General features: G+C 56.0%; 15 protein-coding genes. 1 reads left to right on the forward strand and 14 read right to left on the reverse strand.

Annotation, left to right across the window (positions count from 1 at the left end):
• Positions 1-7: 7 nt before the first annotated feature.
• The gene (locus tag M5R41_10830; GenBank protein ID MCZ7556883.1) at positions 8-868 is read right to left on the reverse strand and encodes a PAS domain S-box protein; all 861 of its coding nucleotides are present in this window, start codon (positions 866-868) and stop codon (positions 8-10) included.
• 256 nt (positions 869-1,124) lie between these two features.
• Entirely contained in the window at positions 1,125-3,335 is a 2,211-nt protein-coding gene (locus tag M5R41_10835; protein MCZ7556884.1) for an ATP-dependent RecD-like DNA helicase, read from the reverse strand.
• 13 nt (positions 3,336-3,348) lie between these two features.
• On the opposite strand from M5R41_10835, the gene M5R41_10840 reads away from it, so the two are divergent.
• Positions 3,349-3,762 (forward strand): secondary thiamine-phosphate synthase enzyme YjbQ, encoded by a 414-nt coding sequence (locus M5R41_10840; protein ID MCZ7556885.1) that lies wholly within the window; start codon positions 3,349-3,351, stop codon positions 3,760-3,762.
• An 85-nt stretch (positions 3,763-3,847) separates the two neighbouring features.
• Here M5R41_10840 and M5R41_10845 read toward each other — a convergent pair whose 3' ends face one another.
• From M5R41_10845 to M5R41_10900, 12 genes are all read right to left on the reverse strand, one after another.
• Positions 3,848-5,191: an OmpA family protein gene (locus tag M5R41_10845; protein MCZ7556886.1), complete on the reverse strand. Its 1,344-nt coding sequence runs from the start codon at positions 5,189-5,191 to the stop codon at positions 3,848-3,850.
• A gap of 151 nt (positions 5,192-5,342) precedes the next feature.
• Positions 5,343-7,022, reverse strand: a complete 1,680-nt coding sequence (locus M5R41_10850; GenBank protein ID MCZ7556887.1) for a hypothetical protein — start codon at positions 7,020-7,022, stop codon at positions 5,343-5,345.
• Between the two features lie 53 nt (positions 7,023-7,075).
• Positions 7,076-9,169 carry a hypothetical protein gene (locus tag M5R41_10855; protein MCZ7556888.1) on the reverse strand — a complete coding sequence of 698 codons (2,094 nt, stop codon included), beginning with the start codon at positions 9,167-9,169 and terminating at the stop codon, positions 7,076-7,078.
• A gap of 12 nt (positions 9,170-9,181) precedes the next feature.
• The gene (locus M5R41_10860) at positions 9,182-10,786 is read right to left on the reverse strand and encodes a hypothetical protein (protein MCZ7556889.1); all 1,605 of its coding nucleotides are present in this window, start codon (positions 10,784-10,786) and stop codon (positions 9,182-9,184) included.
• Between the two features lie 36 nt (positions 10,787-10,822).
• A complete protein-coding gene (locus tag M5R41_10865; GenBank protein ID MCZ7556890.1) occupies positions 10,823-11,665 on the reverse strand; it encodes a hypothetical protein in 843 nt (280 codons plus the stop codon).
• Positions 11,666-11,890: 225 nt separating this feature from the next.
• Entirely contained in the window at positions 11,891-13,402 is a 1,512-nt protein-coding gene (locus M5R41_10870; GenBank protein ID MCZ7556891.1) for a hypothetical protein, read from the reverse strand.
• Between the two features lie 47 nt (positions 13,403-13,449).
• Positions 13,450-14,217, reverse strand: coding sequence for a hypothetical protein (locus tag M5R41_10875; GenBank protein ID MCZ7556892.1), 768 nt, complete (start codon positions 14,215-14,217; stop codon positions 13,450-13,452).
• A gap of 370 nt (positions 14,218-14,587) precedes the next feature.
• Complete coding sequence (locus M5R41_10880) at positions 14,588-15,517, reverse strand: NAD-dependent epimerase/dehydratase family protein (GenBank protein MCZ7556893.1); 930 nt, start codon at positions 15,515-15,517, stop codon at positions 14,588-14,590.
• A gap of 467 nt (positions 15,518-15,984) precedes the next feature.
• Positions 15,985-18,963, reverse strand: a complete 2,979-nt coding sequence (locus tag M5R41_10885; GenBank protein MCZ7556894.1) for a S8 family serine peptidase — start codon at positions 18,961-18,963, stop codon at positions 15,985-15,987.
• 288 nt (positions 18,964-19,251) lie between these two features.
• Positions 19,252-19,689: an OsmC family protein gene (locus tag M5R41_10890; protein MCZ7556895.1), complete on the reverse strand. Its 438-nt coding sequence runs from the start codon at positions 19,687-19,689 to the stop codon at positions 19,252-19,254.
• 83 nt (positions 19,690-19,772) lie between these two features.
• On the reverse strand, positions 19,773-20,522 hold the full coding sequence (locus tag M5R41_10895) for a DUF5995 family protein (GenBank protein ID MCZ7556896.1): 750 nt from the start codon (positions 20,520-20,522) through the stop codon (positions 19,773-19,775).
• A gap of 19 nt (positions 20,523-20,541) precedes the next feature.
• Entirely contained in the window at positions 20,542-20,823 is a 282-nt protein-coding gene (locus tag M5R41_10900; protein ID MCZ7556897.1) for a YciI-like protein, read from the reverse strand.
• Positions 20,824-20,889: the final 66 nt, after the last annotated feature.

Raw genomic sequence — 20,889 nt, forward strand, 5'->3', positions numbered from 1 at the left:
TGAGGCACTATTTCACCGTGGAGAGGTGGATCAGGCAGGTAACGAGATGTAACGCATCTGTCTGGTCACAGAGCGCCAGAAACGTTATCTCCTCGATGAAATCCGATCCCTTTTTCGGGTGAAACGTCATGCGCCTGGTGATACGTGCGTTGCAGTCCATAGACGTCAGATCCGGCAGTTCCTGTTCAAGATCAACGTCCCCGCCAAAAAGCATGATGAAATCCTTGCCGGTCACTTCATCTCTGCTGTACCCGAAAAGCCGCGCCGCGCTGGTGTTCCATGACTGTATTTCGCCTTCCGGATTGATGGAAAAAATCGCCGTCTCCTTCAATTCGTCGCTGATATTCAGCATCAGGCGGCGATACGCGTTCGAAAAATACTGGCATCGCTTGTATGCGGTGATGTCGTCCAGACTGATGCGCACTCCGATGTGTTTCCCGCGTCTTGTTTTCACCGGATTCCAGGTCATCAGCATCCATCGGGGAGTCCCGTCCTTGGCCAGAAACACGTACTCCACATCGCTGTCCGATTCCCCGAGCAACGCACGTGCTTTATCTTTTCGGAACCGTTCTGCGTCATCGGCATGCACCAATGCCTCGAGGCGCAGCCCTTCCTGTAAAAAATCTTCGGCGGGATACCCCAATATCGTCTCACAGGATGGACTGACGAATTCGTAGTTTCCATTCACATTGTACCAGAACTCGAGACTGGACGAAAGATCCGCGATGATATGCATGCGTTCATGCGCCTCATGCAGAAGCTTTTTGTATTTGTTCTTCTGCTGAGCGAGGAGCTTCGCAACCGCAACTTTTTGCGGGTTGGACAGCTTCAGTGTATCAAGACTCAGTGGTCGTTTTTTCTTGAACATGCACTGTGCACATCGAATGACAGGAACACCGTCCCACCTGCAGCAGGCAGCAACGCATTGACCTGGATTGACATACCAATGTACTCAAAATCGTGCAGAAAACCATCGGCGGCGTCTCTCGCGAGATCGGCCGGTCGCAGTTCCCGGAATGTGCTGTGTTCGCGTAGCACGCGATACCCCGTGGGTGCAAGGCCGCACACGCAAGGCCCCGTTCCTGGCGGTCAGCGACGGGGGAACGCTCGCCTCCGTTGGTGCATTACCGCAGGGCGAGTCGCAGCTGTTCGAGAAGTCCGGAATAGCGGAGGTGCTCGCGCGCGGTGTTCACGGCCATCGAAACCGCTGAACGCTGTCCGAGCAACACAAGCATGTGCTTTGCCCGTGTCATTGCCGTGTACAGCAGGGTGCGTCGCAACATGATGCGATGCTGCGTAACGACAGGCAACAGCACCACGCGGTACTCGCTGCCCTGGCTTTTGTGAATCGTGATGGCATAGGCGAGGACGAGAGCATCGGTGTCCTCCGGCGCGTACTCTACCGCCCTCCCATCGAAGAGCACGCGGAGCGTCTGCTCATCCTCGTCATATGATCGTACATACCCGATATCGCCGTTGTACACGTCTTTCTCATAATCATTGCGTGTCTGCATCACCTTGTCACCGGCACGGAACACACGGTCGCCCCGCTGCATCAGCACACGGGCTCCGGCATTGAGCGCCTGTTGCAACACATGATTGAGGTTGGTGACGCCGGCCGTCGTATTGTACATGGGCGAGAGCACCTGTATGTCACGCATGGGGTCGCAATCCAGCTCTCGGGGGATGCGCTCTGCCACAAGATCACGAATGAGATGGGCGATGTTCTCACCCTGCTCCACCTCCCGAAAAAACGTTTCTCCCCCGTCAATGCGCCGCTTGTCGAACACGGGCATGAATCCATCTCGGACGCGATGCGCGTTCGTGACGATGCTGCTGTGCGTTTTTTGTCTGAAAATGAGTTTGAGCACCACGGTGTCAATTTCAGCGCACGCGATCAGATCGCGCAACACCGTTCCCGGACCAACGGAGGGGAGCTGATCCGCATCTCCGACGAGTACGATACGGCAACCCGGCGGTCTCGCCGCAAGCAGTGCCGCGAACAGGGTGCAGTCCACCATGGACATTTCATCGACGACGAGCAAGTCCGCTTCTATCGGGTTGTCCTGGTTACGCTGGAAGCCAAGCACCATTGGATCGAACTCCAGAAGTCGGTGGATGGTGCGGGCCTCGATGCCCGTCATCTCGGTGATGCGCTTTGCCGCTCTGCCCGTGGGCGCACAGACGGCGCAGCGCATATCCAACTCGGTGGCCAGTTGCAGCAATCCCAGCAGCGTCGTGGTCTTTCCGGTTCCCGGTCCTCCGGTGAGAATACAGACGGGACCTGCGATGCATTTATGTATCGCCTCCACCTGCTGCGCATTGTAGCTGATTTCATGTCGCTGCTCAATCCGTTTGAGAGCATCATCGAGCGCCAAATGATCCAGACCATTCCAGATTTCGTTGTGTGCGCGGCGGAGTGCACTCGCGATCGCGCGTTCGGCGTGGAACAGCTCCGGCACATAGACCATGTCGCCCTCCTCGATCACCAGACCCCGCGCTGTTGCCTCCCGCAGTGCGGAGGCAAAGCTATCGGCATCCGTGCCCATGAGGTTCGCCGCATGGTGAATGAACTCGTCCACCGGTAAACAGCAGTGGCCGTCACGACGGGCCGCCTCGCCCAGCACATAGCTGGCGCCGGCGAGCAACCGTCTCGGGTCGTCCGCGAGAATCCCCATTCCCCGTGCGATGCTGTCTGCGGTGGTAAATCCTATTCCCTCCACCTCCTGCGCGAGGCGGTACGGATCGTCCCGGATGACGTGGACGGCATTGGCACCAAATACACGGTAGATCCGTACCGCGAACGCCGTGCTGATTCCATGCGCCTTGAGGAACAGCATGACATGCTGCACACCGCGTTGGGCATCCCACGCTTTGCGTATCGCCGACAATTTTTTTTCACCGATGCCGTCGATTTCCAGCAGTCGTTCGATGCGCGTATTCATCACCTCCATCGTTTCACTGCCGAAATGATCAACGATACGGGCTGCGAGCGCTTTCCCTATGCCCCTGATGAGACCCGACGAAAGATAGCGGATTATTCCTTCACCGGTCGTCGGATATTCGAGCTCATAGGATGTGAAATGAAACTGTCTGCCGTATTTTTGATGCTCCTCCCACGTCCCGGTCAGAATGAAGTCGTCTCCCACAGACGGAGACATCATTTCACCAACGACGGTCACAGGAAAGAGCTCACCATCCACACGCAGGCGCGCGACGATGAATGCACTGTCCGGAGACGACCACGTGACACGTTCCAACACGCCTTTCAGCGTTTGCTGCCCTTGCGTTTCTCCTTTCGCCCTGCTATCATCGTGCTCGTAGCTATTCATCATGAAGGATGCCGTCGTGAAATTTCACACCGAGTACCACTGGTTCAATACGCACAATCTACGCGAGTACATCAACATAACAAGCGAGGTGGAAACCGCCCTGCTGAAAAGCGGGATCCGCGAAGGGATGATCCTCGTCTCCGCCATGCATATCACCGCCGGCGTCTATGTCAACGACGCGGAAAATGGTCTTATTGCGGATATCGACGAATGGCTGGAGCATCTGGCACCGTTTCGCCCTGATTACCGCCATCACCGCACCGGCGAGACAAACGGTGATGCCCATTTGAAAAGTCTGCTTGTCCACCATGAAGTACTCGTGCCGGTGACGAACGGCAAGCTGGATCTCGGACCCTGGCAACAGATCTACTATGCGGAATTCGACGGCAAACGCAAGAAACGTGTTCTGATCAAAGTGATGGGCGAGTAAACCGTCGGTCTCCGGCGACGGCGTGCCCACGTCGGGGCCATCTTCATTCGCACCGCGCGCATGATACTATCGACACCGTGCACGATCACTTTCGGGTGATCACGATTTCTGTCCGCCGGTTCAAGCGCCGTCCCAGCTCTGTATCGTTCGGAGCTACCGGCTGCGATTTTCCCATGCCCCGGGTGGTGATACGGTCTGCGCTGACACCTTTGTCCGAAAAAAACTTTTTCACCGCCCGGGCGCGTGCATCGGACAACGCGACATTGTACTCATCGCTCCCGATGAAATCCGTATGGCCGCGAATCTCAATGTGCATTCCCTGATATCGTTTCAGCATGGCAAGAATGCGGTTCAGATCCTCGGTATACGTCATGTCGAAGGTAGCGCGATTGAAGTCGAATAAAATATTATCCAGAACAAATTTTTTATCCACTTCAAGGACGGTGTGCTCCTCCCGCAGTACGACTTCGTTCGCCATATTGCGAATTTCCAGATTGATCTTTTCCGGCGGTACTTCCTCCGGTACGCGATAGCGAACGGCGTAGAGGTTCGTGAGACTTTCGCTGAACTCATCGAGGATGGAGCTGAAATCCTCAATGATGTTGAAGCGTTTTCCTCTTGTCGCATCGGTCATCTGTCTGTATTCGTCTATCAGCGGAGGGGTGATGGCGAAGAGCTTGACGTTCTGTTTGTTCAGAAAATCAATCATCGTGCGCGTGGTAAATTCCGTTTTCCCGTCCCCCCGGTCGCCTTTCTGATGGAACATGGCGTCGGTGATGAGGATGAAGATACGTTGTGCTGAAAGGCGAAATTTAAACGACGTGGCTTCGTATAGGGCTTCGAGCGCATTTTCGTTGTCGTCGCCGCCGCCGCCCACTTTGACGCCGTCTATCCACGCGATAAAGGTATTGACGTCCTCGGTAAAGTCCTTATACCGGTCGATGCGATCGCTGAAGGAAATGAGGGCAAGACGGTAATCCACACCGCGCGACGCCAGGCGCCGTGTGAACTCAATGATATTCGCCTTGACTTCGTTCACTTCCTGCTGCATGCTTCCCGTCTGATCGATGATGAAAGCGATATCGACGGGCAGGCTGTTTTCGGCCGAGATGCGCTCCAGACTTTCGACGCGCATGGGCCTGCTGTCCTGGTAAATGATCAGATCGTTTCTGACCAGATGCGGAAAGTGGTTATTGAGAGAGTCCCTTGCGTCGAGAATGACGCTGACCTCGGGATAGCGACTGATGTCTACAGCGCGGATAGATACGTTCACTCGCTGCGGATCCGTCGTATGCGCGGAAATGATCGTCGCTTTCCGGAGGCTGTCGGCGGCGGGATTATGCGGATCCGCTGCGACTTCCTGAGGAGACGGATGCACCAGGAGGACGAATAACAGCGGCGCAAGAACGGAGGAGATGTACTGCATCATACGTGGGACAGCAAATATCCGATAACATCCACACGGGGGGGTATGTTCCGCATCCGCGGAGCAACAGCCAGAAACGATACAGGCGATGGCTCGCGCTCATCGCCTGTACGTTTCGCAATTTACAAACTGTGTATTCGCTTCATACGCGACGTCAGAACGCGAAGCCGAATCTGAGACCGGGCACGATCATTTCATCATGCTCCCATCTCTCGACGTCGCGGAACACGACGCGGGAGTATTTCACTTCCGCGCGCATCCATGCGAAGATATGCAAATACACCTCGCCCATCAGTCCACCGTTGAAGTACTGCAGTGCCACGCCATAGGTCGTCTTTCCCACATGATCATAGGAGAGACGCGCGAACAGATCGAGCGTGCTGTGATCTGCAACGGTACGAACCGAATCGAACACGAGGCCCGGATCCGAACCCGCAGGTGCGAGAGCCGGATCGCGGCGCTGTGCTTCGATCATTTTCTGATACCCGATACCTGCGGCAAGGCGAAGTCCGCGCAGAGCGAAGCCCAGATCACGCCAGTAATACGCCGTCGCGGTGTTGGCGAGGTAATAGAAACGGTTCATGTAAAACGCCTTGCTGGGGTCGTTCGGATCATAGACCGGACTTACCTCGCTGCCGTTGATGATGCGTCCTTCACCGTCCGTGATCTTCTTTCCGCCGAGCTTCGGCAGTCCGAACGAAACGAATGCGGCCGCGCCGATACCGTCGGCGTCCGAACCCGGAGCACCGGCAGTGTTTGACAATTGCTTGAAGTATTCACCAGCCGCGCCCCACGTGCCGTTGATGGTCCGGGGTTTGAAGATGGGGAATTCATCCTTGACGCTGATGTCGCCGAAACCAAACGGAATGGACGGACCGATCTTGATGCGCTCGGTGTTGGAAGGCTCGTACACGAATAAGGTGTTCCACTGCGCACCGTACAGGAACGGCAGATTCACCCAGTCGTTTCCGATTTTCAGTTCGAAGCCAGCGCGAATGCGTGAGGGCTGCAGGGCGACGCCGTCAGCGGCGCGCTCATCCGAATCGAGCGTCCACATGAAGCCGCCACCGAAGGGGATGCTAATCGTCGCTTCCGCAACATACGGTGCAGGCTTGAGAGCGCCGGTTTCGTCGAGATGCGCATACTGCTCGCGACGCACGACATAGTCGTACAGATCGGGCGTCAGCACTTCACGCAGATTGCGACGACCGATAATGCGGTAATCGTCAAAATCGGAATTATCCGTGTTGGGCATGAAGCCGGCGGAGAGGTTTTCGGGATCGTGGGCGCGTGCCTTTTCGATCACGATGCCGATCAGGTTCTCGCTGTCCTTCGGACTCTGAATGATGCGCATACGGGCCTTGCCGGTGAGCACGCGCTCGGCGATGGTCACTGCTTCGGCATCACGAAGATCGTCGCGGTTGTCGCGGACCTTGCGCATGATTTCGAGAATGGTCGGTTCATCCTGGATGATCCACTGCGGGAAGTACTTGTTGACGAGTGGATCGAGACTGGTCAGTGCGCGGAGGAGCACGCGAAGGCGGTCGTTTTCGTCCTTATAGTGATCAATGGCCATGTCGAGCAGACGCAGGTAGTTCTGCCGGTCATCTTCTCCGGGACGGTGTGAAGCCAATTCGGTGACGAGTCTGTCGCTCCAGGCCATGCGGCGAAGCATATCTTCTTCGGAATAGTTCGCACTCCGCATGAAGCGCAGTATCTGCTCAACATTCGTGAGTGCATCTCCTGTGTTCTGCGCCTGGGTGAAAGCAGGTGCGATAAGCGATGCGCAGAAGACCAGGAGCAGGAGCGGGAGAAGTCGGAGTTTCGTCTGCATGCCTTGTGTTTCCGTGCTTGAATATGAAACATTCTTCATGATACCGCCCCCTTTCAGTTAAAAATGGAAGGAAGCCCGATGCGCAAGCGGGGCGTGATCATGAAGTAGCTGGTCTCGCTTTCCCACACCTCACGTGTGCGCAGCAGGAAGGAGTACTTGGCCTCCACGCGGAGCCAGCTCGTCAGTTCGAGAAACGCGTCGGTCATCATGCGTCCGGCAAAATACTGGACGCCAAGGCCGTAGCGGTTGGACGAACTCAGGTTGATGAAGGACATACGGACGTAAACGTCGAAGTATTCGTCTTCCTTGCCGAGAGTGAACATCTTTCCGACGTCCTCCGTACGGAATTCGCGGTCGAGCTTTGTCTGACCGACATCAGCCGACGAAACGAGATGATTACGACGGATCTGCATGTATCCACCACCAATGTTCAGACGGAAAGCGACGTTGGGATTGATCGCCCTGTCCTTGAACATGATGGGATAGTACACCTGCGCGATGGTGGAGATGTGGAAGAAATCACCGAAGTAATCTTCATCATCCAATTGTGCCGGACGCTGCGTACTGGTCCGGAGGTGATCATAGGCTTCCTGTCCGTCGAAGTCATTGATGACAAACAGGCTGCCGCCCAAGGAGAACGGGAAACCGAAGGTAAAATCGAAATCCACGTTATACCCGCCAGCCGAAGAGAGAAGACCCTTTTCGAAGGCGAGAGGACCGGGGAGGTCGGGAGCGATCATATTCATCGGCAGGACCACACCCACGCTCATCTGGTTCTTATACCCGATGGAGAGCGACGAGATGCCGGTGGACCAGCGCGGAAGGCCGATTTCATCGTTGCCGATGGTGTAGCCGAGCTTCCAGTTGGGAGCCAATCCGGATCGTGCCGGTGAGCGGAGTTCGATCTTGTCAAGCGACGCATCGATGGTGACGATATCCGCAGGATACACACCGGGGTTGGCGACGACGTCGATAATCTGCGTCAGACCAGCTTCGCGCGCATCGATGACCAACTGTCCCCGCACCTCATATCGGGTGTCGCTGAGGAAGTTGTACTCGATGTCCGTCCGGTCCATGGTTCCACTTTTCTCGGTGAGCTGGATCGGGAACTTGGTTTTCACTTCGAACTGATCGGCATTGGCGCCGACGAACTGTATGTTCGTGATTTTCAGCGGACGGTTTTCCGGATTCCGGATGCGCAGCTTCCGAACATCGGGGAAGAACACCGGGATCTGCTGCTCATAGAATGGCCCGGCGGCGTCATATTGCGGGATCTGGATGGATCCCTCAAGCGTGTCGCGGGTACTCCAGAAATCGCTGAAGCGGCTGGTCGTTGTTTCCAGCTCACGCTGCGTCATGACGATAAAGGGACCGACCTTGCCGGGCATCCAATCGCCGCGTTCCGGGAGAGGAATGGAGGCCGACTGGCTGCGCTTGCTCAGAATGTCGTCATACAGATTTTCGTCCGCGAGTTGCAACACACTGATGAGATCGGAACCGGAGATGGTAAAGCCTTTCGCGATCGGTTCGGTGCTTCCACCGCCGAAGTCGCCCAGGCCGCCTTCACCGTCGGAGTCATCCGTGCCGGTTTCCTCGGGCGGGAGCATTTCCAGTTTTTCGACATACACTTCGATGATTTCGAAGGGAGCGATGCCGTACATTTCCTGCTCCTGCGGTGTGGCCTCCACATAGTAGACTTCCACCTTGCGGAGCTGGGCACTGCCTTTACCCTTGCGGCCCGCGACCTCGAAGGTGCCGTCGAGGCGGTATTCTTCCTCGAACATTCCAAGGTCGTTTGCACGGGCAAAGACCTTGTCGATGCGCTCGTAGTATTGGCGCAGGGCGTAGCCCTTCACCTGGGTATAGTCATACCCTGTCGTCGCGCTGGCGCGGCGACGGCCGGTGGTCGCACGCGGTTTGTCCTGGGCGGCCGACCGGATGATCTGGTTTTTTTCTTGTGCGTCGTTGTACTCCGTCTTCAGCTGGCCCTGTTTCTCCTTCACGGCCTGATCCGCCTGCGCGAAAATCCGTGGGGAGAAGCAAGCCAGGAGCGCCACAACGAAAAGGGCACGTACAATGAGTTTCTTGCTCATGGAATATCCTCTGCTATCGAATTGATCGTTCAGCTTCGCGAATATCGTGGTCATGCGATTCGCCGTTTACTCGGAGTACAACACAACGGTGTACTTCTCGTTGATGGTACCGTAACGGATGGTGATGGTAGCATCTGTTCCGTCGCGCTTGACCTTGCCCTTCAGGAAGAACTTGACGAGACTGCCCTGCTCCTGCCCGGTATTCGGGTTGGTACGCGGCATGACCTGAACCTCATCCAGCAGATCCTGACCGTCATCCGATTCCGCTTCGATGCGAATCTCGGACTGTTGTATGTTGCGGATATTTCCGCTCACACAGCGACCGCAGCGCGCGGCGACGAACTGGAAGACGTTGTTGATCGGATACTCGCCGCCGTTCGCGAAGGACTGCGATCCGATACGATCGATAGGAGCTGAAATGTTAAAGACGAATTCGGACGATGTGAGATTCGTGGAAGTGGAGTCCACCAGAACCTGATAAGGACGATTCCGATACTTGGACTTGACAATCATGGTCTTGCCCATCGCGTCATTCGGAACCTTGTATTTGATGATGTTGCCTGTACCGCTTTCGACTTCCTTGCCGTCAAGTTCGATTTCGTAGGTATAGCTACCGACGTCTTCGAGACCGCCGACATTGATATACATTTCGAACATCTCGCCGACAAAGGCACCCTGCGGCCGTCTGCGGCTCAGGAAGGGCTCTTTGACCACGACCTCGAAGCTGATCGGGCGGGAGACGCTCTTCGCCCCGGCATTACGCTTGTCGCGGGCTTCCACTGTCACGCGACGCGTACCAGCCTCATTAAATGTGCCGGACCATACCCACTTACCGCGCTCGGGATCGGTGTTATAGAATGGATTTGAACGGTTCAGCGGGTCCATGGCGACACCGCCGCCGACGACGGGCATGGATGAAATCTTGTCCACCGTCGTGCCACGCACCTTGATTTCATTGAAGGTGGGGAAACCGACGGCCGTCACAATTTGATCCGCCTGAATCTGGAGTTGATCGTATTCTTCCGAAACAACTTCCACGATGAACTTATCGGGACTCAGATTCTCTGATTGACGAACAAATTCCTCGATGGGTACACCTTCGAGTTCAGGATCGGAATCGAGAGCGCTGCGAATTTCCTTGCGGGAGAATTCAAGAGAACCGACCTTCACCTTCGCCGTCCCCTCATCAATATCGGGCTGCAGCGAAACACGGTCTGTTCCGGCCTGGACCCAGAGCTCGAACAGTCCGGGGCCAAGATCCGCCTTCCAGGTAAAACGATACAGACGCTCACCGGTGGAGGCATGCAGTGTGGAGTCCTGAATCTGATCGGGGTACTTGAGGGTCTGAACCTCGTTACCATCCTTGTACACTTTCACTTCCGGCGGGGTGGTGACTTCGTCGCTGTCGCCGAGGCCCTTGACGGAAATGGTAAATCTGCGCTCTTCGTTGACTTTGAGCTGGTTGTCGCCCGCAGCCGCGACAGCGGGCATGTTCTTGAGCAGCTCAAGAATGATGCGTCGGTTTTTCTCTTCCAGAGCACGCTGCTGGGCCATCAACTCGGCTTCGGCGTCATCGCGTTCCACGATGATGATCAGAAGCTCGCAGATAACCGCCAGATACAGGAAGAAATAAACCTGATATTTTTTATAGTGATCACCGGAACTTGCCATTGTTGGTCTCCTTGGGAAAAATGAATCCTCCGCCTGTTACTGGCGAAGACCTGTTTCCGTGCGAACGCTGGTCTCGAGTTCCGCTTTGAGTGCGTCGAGCTTGCGTTCGACCTCTGCGAGAGAAAGCTGCTTTCCGGGAAGCCCCTGACCCTGGCCTTCTTCTTCCTTTTCTTCCTTCTCGTACCAAGTGGTCATACCCAGCAGCAAAAGCACGGTAATTTCAACCACAATGGCGATAACGATAAGATCAGGTTGATGCGCGGTCATGAACTTCACACCACGGAGACCGATGTTGAGAATCAGGAAGGCCGTTCCGATGAAGGCGATAGCGGTGATGTTGTTTTTGTAGTCGGGAATAAAATCGTTGTGCATGTACATGCCGAAGCCCTGACGGACGCTCCGCTCTTTCTGCAACCAGTATTTCGGCTTCTTCATGAGCGAGTCACCGAATTTGCTTGAAATACCGGTGGCCTTCAGAATGGAACCCACGAAGGCATGCAAGCTGCCCCTGAACAGGAACAGACCGATGGGGGTAAAAAAGAACACTACGACGAAAAATGAAATCGTAATCACCGTCGACACTGCGAACAGGTTGATGATGAAGGTGGAGGTACCGATTTTGAACACATACTCGGTATTGAACAGATTTGCCACCATGCCACCTTGTGACGGGCGGATCTGCTCAAGTTCGGCGTGCGTGAGCTGGCTCAGATCTCGGTCTTTACCTTCGTCACGGAGTTTCATTTTCATTTCATCGAGCGTCATCAGGTCGGACGAAGCCTCACCGCCCGCGGCAAGGGCAGGTGCGGCAAACACCGAAAACATGGCTACCACCAGGGCGCCAAGCATCAGATGGCGAAGAAATCCACTACTCTTCATACGGATGGCCTCCTAACAAGACATTGTAAAATCGCGTGCCGCGGAGAAGCGGGTAACGATCTGTTATTGAGTTTTCATGCTGAGTATGTGATGGATGTCGGCTCCGGCTTGCTGCACTGCTCCGGGGATTCGGATCAACGTGCTGAGGGTGGACGAAAGCCACATCACATAAAGGTCGTACATTAAACATATATGTGTCAAATCCGGCAGACATCTCCGTTGCTCCTAGCGTGTCAACCGTATTGCATGCTGAAAAATAGCGCCCGCGGCACGGATGGTAACGAGCACCTGCTCGCCGCCGGCGGCAACCGCGGCACTGTTCTCGAGTTCGAACTCGAATTCGCCCTTCCGTATCATGGACACACTGGCTTCAAACCGGCGGTTACCGGATGCGGTAATTTCGACTGCGACATCCGATATTTTATCTATCGGCTGCTCGCCCATGAAACGTGGGTGCGAATACCGCGATGCCGTGAAGCGGAATGCGGCGTTGGAAGGTGCGCGCTCCGGCAGCGACGCGGCGATGCGCGTGGGAGGGACCTCCACCGGCAGTGAGATACGGGATATTCCGGATCGGTGTGTCTGCGTTGATAAATAGCGATACAGACGTCCCATATACCGGACCTCCAGCACCAATCTCTTTCCGACATACGATGTCGGAATCCGCCAGCGACCGACCGGACCGGTGCCGCTCGCTTTTATCACCGTTTCGTTTACGCCGGCTATCTCGTACAGTGACCAGGTGTAGAGCGCTTCCTGCTCAAGTCCGCGAACCTGCAAATTCACGGACATTTCCTCGCCCGCATACAGGTGCAGCGGCGGCTGCTCGAAAAGAAAGGGCTGCGTTCCGTTGAGGGTGAACTGCGTCCGGGCGATATCCTTCCCGCCTGCGCCTCTGTCAAGTCGCGCCTCGATTACCACGGTGTCGGGTAGGCTCCGGACCACACCGGACCACCGGTACTCCACCTGCCGGTCCGTCCTGGTCACTTTCGTGAGCGTCCCGCTGCCGCTGACAATCGAGACATGCGGTGCAGACCATCCGAGGTTCGCAGTGATGGTATTCTGTTCCTCGAAGCCTATTGCGGAGGAGATGGAGGTTTGTGAGGATTGAATCCGCAGCGCTTCAAGCGTTTTCGGCCGCGCGAGAGAGGTGTCTATCACCTGAATGACAACGGTGCCGGTTGCATGCTCAAGCGCTTTGACCTGAACGTGGGATATGTCCGACGTATCAAACTTGAGCCCGCGATATTCAATACTGCCGCCTTCCGCCCGCTGAATACGTCTGGCTCCGGCTTTGAGATTTACGGTGTAGGTCCCCGTCCTCGGGAATCTGCCCGTCAGCGGGAAGTACACAACCCTGTCGTACACATTGCCATACCCTGTGCGTTCTCCGATCTGCAGGAGATCCGGAGAGGTGAGCAGGCTGTCACGTACGATAGAGTGGAGAGTCATTGTTACCTGGTCGTCCGGGTCAATGTCGTGAACGAAAATCTTCGTGCTGAAGGGCGGGACCGCGGTGCTGACGATGCCGCTGCGGTCGTCGGCAGAGACATAGTAGCGCACCGTATCGTTTTCGGGTACGAGAGGCAATGGGGGAATGAACTGCGCAACAAGATGTTCGTGCCGCTGTGCATGGGTGCTTGTCGCATGATCGCGCTCGCGGGAGATAACCGCAAAGCCCACGATAGCCGTGAGGTACAGGATGAGGAAGATATCGACACGCCGACGTCTTGCCACACGTCACACCCCTCGACCCGACAGGCGGTCAGTATAAAAACGCTCGATCATGCCTCCGCCCCCGCTTGCGCATCTGCCTGGTTGAGCAAACGCCGTGTCTGTTGCGCCATCTGCTGCTGCTGCTGCAGGAGATTGTGCAGCAGCGCCTGGGTCGCCTCGGCCTGCTCGCGGAACAGGGCGTTGGTTTGATCCATTCGGTCCAGATACTTTCTGGCGTTATCGCTGTTTATTCTCGAATAATTCTCTGTCAGCTTCGTCAGCAAGACATCCTGCCGGATGTCTGTTTGCGAGATGAGACGAAACAGATCGGAAACCGCGGTCGTCATTTCACGAATGGAGCTGTTAATCGAGGAGATCAGTGTGTCAGACAACCCTGTCGGGGTGACGGCGGTGCCGGGCTCGTCGTTCCTGCTGAACGCGGTGACCGTCGCAAGCAACAGCAGAAACAGCGCTTCGATCGCCAATCCCCCGAGCGCGAAGAGAAGATCATACCCGCTCAGATACAGCCCCACGCCAACGAGCACGAGCATGGCGCCGAAATACACCAACCCCTGAATGGTGTTGTAGTAGTACGTACTCACGATTTCTTCAAAAAACACACGTGTCCCGAGCTTCATGCCGAGACTGCTCTCAAATCGCATTCTTCTGCCGTCCCCGAGCTGTATATTCGTTGCGCTACGGCAGACCTTCCAACATTCGAAGAGTGTCCGGATTTCCGAGAAATTCTTCACCCGGCGATCATGAAAAAACTCATGAAGGAGCCGACGTCCTTCGATGCTTTCCAGATCCTTGATTGTTTCCGAGGTGTTGAACACGAAGTATTTTTCCGAGTGAGATTGTCGAAATGGCCAAAGCGTGTGGAATTATTCACAAATCATGCCAAACACACTTTTCTGCCGCATTGCCCCAGTTCCATGCAAATTTTGCGTATTACAAGCCTGATACGTGAATATATTTCACGTCTCGTGAGCAGTATTCACAGTATTTACCTGGGTTGTGAAATTTGAACCGGGATGCCGTTCCGACATTCTTCTCGCCGGCCCGGGGCACGAACGCCATGAGAAGAACCAGCATCATCGGTATGCAGAGAGACTACTCTCCGGCAATATGCCTCGTACAGCGACGTGTACGACGAGTCGTACATCGCCCGCAGCAGTGACAGGAACGGGAGTCGCGTAACAGGGACTACACGTTTTCGCTACGTACCTTGAACCATTCGAACGTTCGCCGCAATCCCTCTTCTATCCCCACATTCGGCGACCATCCGAAACGGGATTGAATTTTCCCGTAGCTGCAGACGCTCCGGAGCTGCTCTCCCTGCTTGGCCGGTGCGTGTATCTCCCGGGCGGGCTCTCCGGCCGAGGCGTTGAGTATGTGGAACAAACGGTTCACGTCTGTCTCAACATTCGTGCACACATTGAAGACGTCGCTCCCGTGCATCTCCAACGCGTGGACGTTCGCCCGCACCACATCGTCGATGAACACGTAATCCCGCGTCTGTAAGCCGTCGCCGTTGATGACCGGGTTGCTTCCCCGGAGCAGCTTGTCGGAGAATATTGCGACCACGCCGGCCTCGCCGTGAGGGTTCTGCCGTGGACCGTAGACGTTGGTGTAGCGAAGTACCGTGTACTCAAGCCCTCTGACGACATTGAAATAATGCAGGTAACGTTCCACGGTGACCTTGGTAATGCCGTAGGGCGAGCAGGGAGCGATGGGATGCGCTTCATCGGCGGGGAAATAGACTTGCTCGCCGTATCCCGCACCGCCTGATGAAGCGAAAATCACACGTTGCACATCATGCGCGAGCGCCGCCTCGATGACGTTGAGCGAACCCAATACGTTCACTTCGAGGTCATAGCGCGGATCTTCCACCGATTTTCGCACATCGATCTGTGCAGCGTGATGGTTGATGACATCGATTTTGTGCTCGCGCACCACATCGGCGAAGTTCTGGTCGCGAATATCCATCTGATAGAATTGCGCTCCGCTCGGGATATTGCCCGACACGCCGGTGGAGAGATTATCCACGATAATGATCTCGTGTCCCAGCGCTTTGTACGCCTCGGCGATCGATGAGCCGATAAATCCCGCTCCGCCCGTGATCAGAATGTTCATGAAATGTGGTCTTCGCAATGATACATTTCATAATGTAGCACCATCGGAATGGGTGTACAAACCGTGATAAGACCCGGAGGTGGCTGCAAATAACGGGTTGATTCATTCTTTGCACCTGCGCGGGGACGATCGGAAAGTCCCTTCTGCAAAATACTCCGGGATGCGACGCGCCTCTCATCCTACCTCAACCCGCGACGGTCGCATCCCGGCCCCCACACGTTCTTGTTATTAATAGGACCAACGAGGGCGGTTGGTGAAAAAACTGGATTATTTTTCTGTTTTTTTTTTAAGACGGTCTGTTGTTCATCCACAAATCCGTCGCTATCATCCGCCTCGGACAATTTCACTCCGCCTTGCGATGGCACCGATACTGTATCGGCATCAGCGTTCTGGTGCTGCCCGATAGCGTAAAAAAAAACGTGGAGCACCGTCGGGTGCTCCACGCGATCCGCAGAGGGTAGGTCTTTTCAGCGTACGATGTTCAAGGGGACGGTCCGGAGCAATCCGGGACTCTCAGCACGCAGGTAATACGTCCCTGAAGGTATTTCCGGCAGATACAGCACACGAAGCGTGCGACCCGGAAGCAGTTCGACCGAACCGAAGTCCGCACGCTGCCTTCCGAGCATATCGAAGAGCTTCAGGCGGACAGCGCGCTGCGAAGCGACATCGAGAGAAACAGCAACGTCACGCCGCCCTTCGAGCGGATTGGGATGTACGCCAAGGCGGAGGAGCTCTGACCGGGGGAGCGCAATGTCCGTTACAGAGGTCGGATCCCAGGCTGTGGCCAGCGTATCCCACATTTTTCGCGCAGCGGGCACCGACGCGATAATCTCGGCAAGCGATTCGCCCGCAATCAGGGCATAACCGACCACAACCGAATCCCCTGCTGCAACATCCCCGACAGCATTCCCGATGGTGAAGGACACGTCGGTGATTTGTGAAACCGGTCGGACTATACCGCGCGACAGCGCTTTCCACTTCTCTGCTTTGCTAAAACCGTTATAAATACCGATGGTCAGCGAATCGTCGTTATCCCTGTTGTTGATGCCCCAGTAGGTCACCGGATATTCCACGGACAGCGGCAGCACACCGATGCGGGTCTGTGTTTTGGGTGAGCCCGTGCTGTCGAAGCAAATGGCCATCGCGAGGGTGTCGATGTATTTCGCGAAATCCGATTGGGAATTCGGGCCGATATCCCAATCGAAGAACAGCCCGGTATGAAGCCGTTCATGCATGTTCGAAGAAAGGTTCTGCACGTGGTATTTCAGGAACACCATGTTTCGAAGTTCCGGACGCGTGAATGCGAAGCTTTCGAGTCGGATACGCGTCTGCAGACGATTGGCAAGCGTCGCACCGAGGTCCTCGAACACGCCGTCGCCTTCCTGCTCGGCCCGTGCACCCGGGGTGTCCATGTTGTACAGGTACTCCGCCTGCATATCCCGCGCCTGCGCACTGGCCCCCGAACGCGCGACATCCACGACGAGTGGTGTGTTGTTGATCACGGCACCCACCATGAACGCCCCCTCAAACAACACACTTTCCATTCCTTTATAGCGAAATCCGCTGCCGGTGACACCCGACATGTCGTCGTAGCCGATGTTGCCGTCGCTGCTGAGTGTAACCTGTATGTCGTTGATGTCGTGATCGCGGTAGCTCGGCTGCTGAATAAAAAATACGCCGCCCTGATCAACGTATTCGCCGTCGGTTACGTGGTAGATGAGATCCACCTGATTGTTCGGCGCATACACGTCTTCCAGTGTCAGGACGTACGGTGTCGCATCATTGGACACCTCTCCCATTGTCGGTATCTGTCCGGCGAGAAATTCTCCCTGCTCAATGGTCACACGTGTATTCGGGGAGCTCAGACGAATGACGGCATTGGTGGTCGGTGCGAGATAATTCACCCAGCGCATACGTATGGCGAGTTTTTCTCCACGTTCGGCGATGCCGTTGCCGTTGCCGTATTCGGTGTCGCTCCATGACCAATCAACCAGCCGGACACCAGGCCACTGTTCCGTGAGCGCCCGATAGGCATTGACTCGTCCGCGGCCGATTTTTCCTTTGAGCCAGCGATTTTGCAGATAATCGATGGTATCCGATGTAACCCGAATTTGCTCGCGCACCTGCTCGGGTGTGAATTGCGGGAAGACGCTTTTTACCAACCCCGCCAAGCCGGCAACCAAGGGAGAAGCCATGGAAGTGCCTGTGTATGCGGTGTAGCTGGTGTTGCTCTGACTGATGCTGCTCACGATATCCACACCCGGTGCCGAGACGTTCACCCAGGAGCCATAGGTCGAAGATGAATGGACTTTGTCCCCCTGTCCGACGTTGGCGACGGAGAGGACGTTGGGATAGGCACCCGGAGTGGACACGGTTTCATCGCCGGAATTTCCGGCGGCGGCAATAACGACCGCGCCTTTGGAGATGGCGTACGCAATGCGCTCTTCCTGACTCAACATGTACCCGCCGCCTCCCCAGCTGCAGTTGATGACATGCGCTCCGTTATCCGCCGCATACACGATGCCGTCGTACCCTCGCATGATGGAGGTTGAGTAACGATCAGGGGCACATTTGATGGGCATAATGCGGCAATTGAAGGCCAGGCCTGCAATCCCCTTTCCGTTATCACCGCGTGCGGCGGCAATGCCCGCGACATGCGTGCCATGCGGATTGCCGGTCGACGTGGGATTGGGATCCCTGTCGTAATAGCTGCCTCCCGAAAGACCGGTTGGGCCGACAAAATCAATCCCAATAATATCGTCTACATACCCATTGCCGTCGTTGTCTACGCTGTCAATATCAGCTGTGGTGAATTTTCCATCCTGGTCGATATCCTCGCCGGGATTGACCCGGATATTGTCCGCAAGGTCTTCGTGTGTCCATCGTACACCGCTATCCACGATGGCGATAACCACGTCGGGACTTCCGGTACTGATATCCCATGCCTCGCGGGCCCATACGGCATAGAGTCCGTACTGCTGAGTGAACATCGGATCGTTGGGTACGAGACACAGCTTCTGCACGAGATCGGGCTCGGCGTACTCCACATCAGGCAAGCGGCAGAACGCGCGAGCCACGTCGATGGGATGCGCTTCGTCGTCGAATTCCACGTAGTACAATCGCTGCAGTGCGATTTCACTGCCGTCCGCCCTGAAACGGGAAATATGACCCGGATACGCCCGCGTCATCCTGAAAACGCCGTATCGCGCAAGCAGGGGATTGATCGCTGCCACCGAGGCATAATCATTTTCCAGCAGATGTTCCGCTTCACGACGAAATTTTACGAGGATGCGCCCGGGAACAACCTCGGCATCGGAGGGAATCCGGTCCAACGCTTCGATCGCGTTGGCCGGTGCTTTGGCGCGTGCGGTGAGATTCTGTGCAGAGCTCGTGGCGACAACGCCGCATACGAGCCACAGGGCACAATAGAGCAGCAGCTTGTGCATATGCATCACTTGTTTTTCGTGGATAAAGAACCGCGGAGGCATCGGGCCGGGCGGAGTTCATCAGTTTTCGAAGATACGAAATTCCATGAGCAAAATCCGTTGAACTCCGGCGAAAGCAGGCGTACGTCAATATGATACCATTGCGCAACGTCCATCATTCGTTGGAATCGCGGAGGTTCACGGGATGACGAGCGATGACGCTTGAATATGGGCCGGAAATGCCGTCAGGCCTCCCGGACGGCCGAGGTGCATCCGAACTGGGGCGATGCACATATCGTCCGGCGGGGATCATCCCCCGATTGTGTCTCCCGCCAGCGTCGCGGTGATTTCTACATTGCCTTTCAGCATTGCCCAGACCGGGCAATACGTATCGGCACTTAATTGCACCGCTTTCGTGAACTCCTGCACCTGAAGGTCCGGACTCTCGATACGGAAGGTGAGGGAAATGGAGCGAAAAGCGGTCGGATGCTCCTCGCGCCGGATGCCCTCGGCATCGACGCTGCACGCTGTAATGGTCTTACCCATGCGCCGCAGAAGCGTGAGAATGGACGACGCACTGCAAGCGGACAGACTTATCAGGAGGAGCTGCATGGGCATGTATCCGCTCCCTTCCCCAAGAGGCGGGATATAATCGAGCAGAATATCCGGAAAATTGTCGGCCGAGCCGCTGAATCGCAGTTTTTCATTCAAGAGCTGAACGCTGGCGGTGAGAGGTGTTTGCGACATGATGCTGTGGTATTGTGTGGCGATGCGTGAAAGGTGAAGAGACTGTTGAGCTCCCGACAACAATTCTGGAACGGGTCTTGCCGCTAGAACAATCTGTGGAAGTTCCTCCAATCCGGCGACAACAAGACTTCTGCCCGACCGATGACGTGTGCGTCGAGATCGCACAGAAGCGCATCCCGCTTCGGTCCGGCGCCGGCGTCAAGGAGCTTCAACGACCACTGCCAGACATCGTCCCGCCAACGTGTGAGCAGCGTCGAGATGAGGAGTTCGTCCAATCTCCCCATCAGCGCGTCTACGACGCCCAGCGATGGCATTGCGGGCGAGAGCACATCGTCCTGCACCGCGTCGATGGTTCGGGCGATGATGGCGTTGACCTGCGAATAGTCGTCGAACCGTGCTTCCCGCTGCGCACCATGAAGCTCCCGCCAATCCGGAGCGAGCAACTCCTCCACCGCGAGAACGAGGTCGTAATTGATATGCGCGTTTACACCGAGAAACAGCAACTGCACGGGTGTGACAGACGGTGTGCGGGCGGCGTCATGCGCCATTCTCCATACATGCAGTGCTTGGTCGGGGTTGTTGACATACACGCGCAGCGCATCGAAATAGTAGTGCGCGAAACGTTCCAGCAGGCGGCGTACCCACGCGGCGTCCATAAATTCTTCGCGTGCGACCGCCGCGTACATGTTCTTCGTCATCATCGTGTAACAGCCGAGAAACACCGCTTTCCGGTCAGCGTCCGCCGTCCAGGCAGCGAGCTGCCGGTCCATCTCGTACACCAGTGTCCGTTCCGCTTGCGCGGCGAGGATCGGAGAGTCTTGCTGCCTTGTCATATGTTCTCGCCCGCAGGATTCAATGGTCTCCACCGACCACAACGGTCCATGGTCGTACGTCCCAGGATATGACCACGCCCTTCCGTACATACACGTCGCCCATCGCGAAATTTCTGGCCGCTTGCGGTGAGTCGCTCTTGAATACGAGCACGGCGCTGTCCGCCGGATCCGCCAGTGCGCCCGCCATGATCAATTCTCCGCGATCGAAGGCGGCACGGGCGTACGCAAGGTGCTCCTCACGATAGGGTGCACGACGCTCAAGGTAATCGTCCGCGGTGGTGTAGAATAAGATGTGGTACATCGCAATGCTCCGTCTGATGCTGCAAAGTAACTGACATATTTCATTCCTGAAACTCACACCGATGAC

The organism is Bacteroidia bacterium, assembly GCA_027493955.1.
Lineage (GTDB): Bacteria > Bacteroidota > Ignavibacteria > SZUA-365 > SZUA-365 > JAOSJT01.

Excerpts from the sequence above, each read along its gene's own strand:
- M5R41_10885 (MCZ7556894.1), bottom strand. The coding sequence starts at position 18,963 with ATGCACAAGCTGCTGCTCTATTGTGCCCTGTGGCTCGTATGCGGCGTT.
- M5R41_10880 (MCZ7556893.1), bottom strand. The coding sequence starts at position 15,517 with ATGAACATTCTGATCACGGGCGGAGCGGGATTTATCGGCTCATCGATC.
- M5R41_10855 (MCZ7556888.1), bottom strand. The coding sequence starts at position 9,169 with ATGACCACGATATTCGCGAAGCTGAACGATCAATTCGATAGCAGAGGA.
- M5R41_10890 (MCZ7556895.1), bottom strand. The coding sequence starts at position 19,689 with ATGTCGCAAACACCTCTCACCGCCAGCGTTCAGCTCTTGAATGAAAAA.
- M5R41_10845 (MCZ7556886.1), bottom strand. The coding sequence starts at position 5,191 with ATGATGCAGTACATCTCCTCCGTTCTTGCGCCGCTGTTATTCGTCCTC.
- M5R41_10900 (MCZ7556897.1), bottom strand. The coding sequence starts at position 20,823 with ATGTACCACATCTTATTCTACACCACCGCGGACGATTACCTTGAGCGT.
- M5R41_10850 (MCZ7556887.1), bottom strand. The coding sequence starts at position 7,022 with ATGCAGACGAAACTCCGACTTCTCCCGCTCCTGCTCCTGGTCTTCTGC.
- M5R41_10895 (MCZ7556896.1), bottom strand. The coding sequence starts at position 20,522 with ATGACAAGGCAGCAAGACTCTCCGATCCTCGCCGCGCAAGCGGAACGG.
- M5R41_10860 (MCZ7556889.1), bottom strand. The coding sequence starts at position 10,786 with ATGGCAAGTTCCGGTGATCACTATAAAAAATATCAGGTTTATTTCTTC.
- M5R41_10830 (MCZ7556883.1), bottom strand. The coding sequence starts at position 868 with ATGTTCAAGAAAAAACGACCACTGAGTCTTGATACACTGAAGCTGTCC.
- M5R41_10835 (MCZ7556884.1), bottom strand. The coding sequence starts at position 3,335 with ATGATGAATAGCTACGAGCACGATGATAGCAGGGCGAAAGGAGAAACG.
- M5R41_10865 (MCZ7556890.1), bottom strand. The coding sequence starts at position 11,665 with ATGAAGAGTAGTGGATTTCTTCGCCATCTGATGCTTGGCGCCCTGGTG.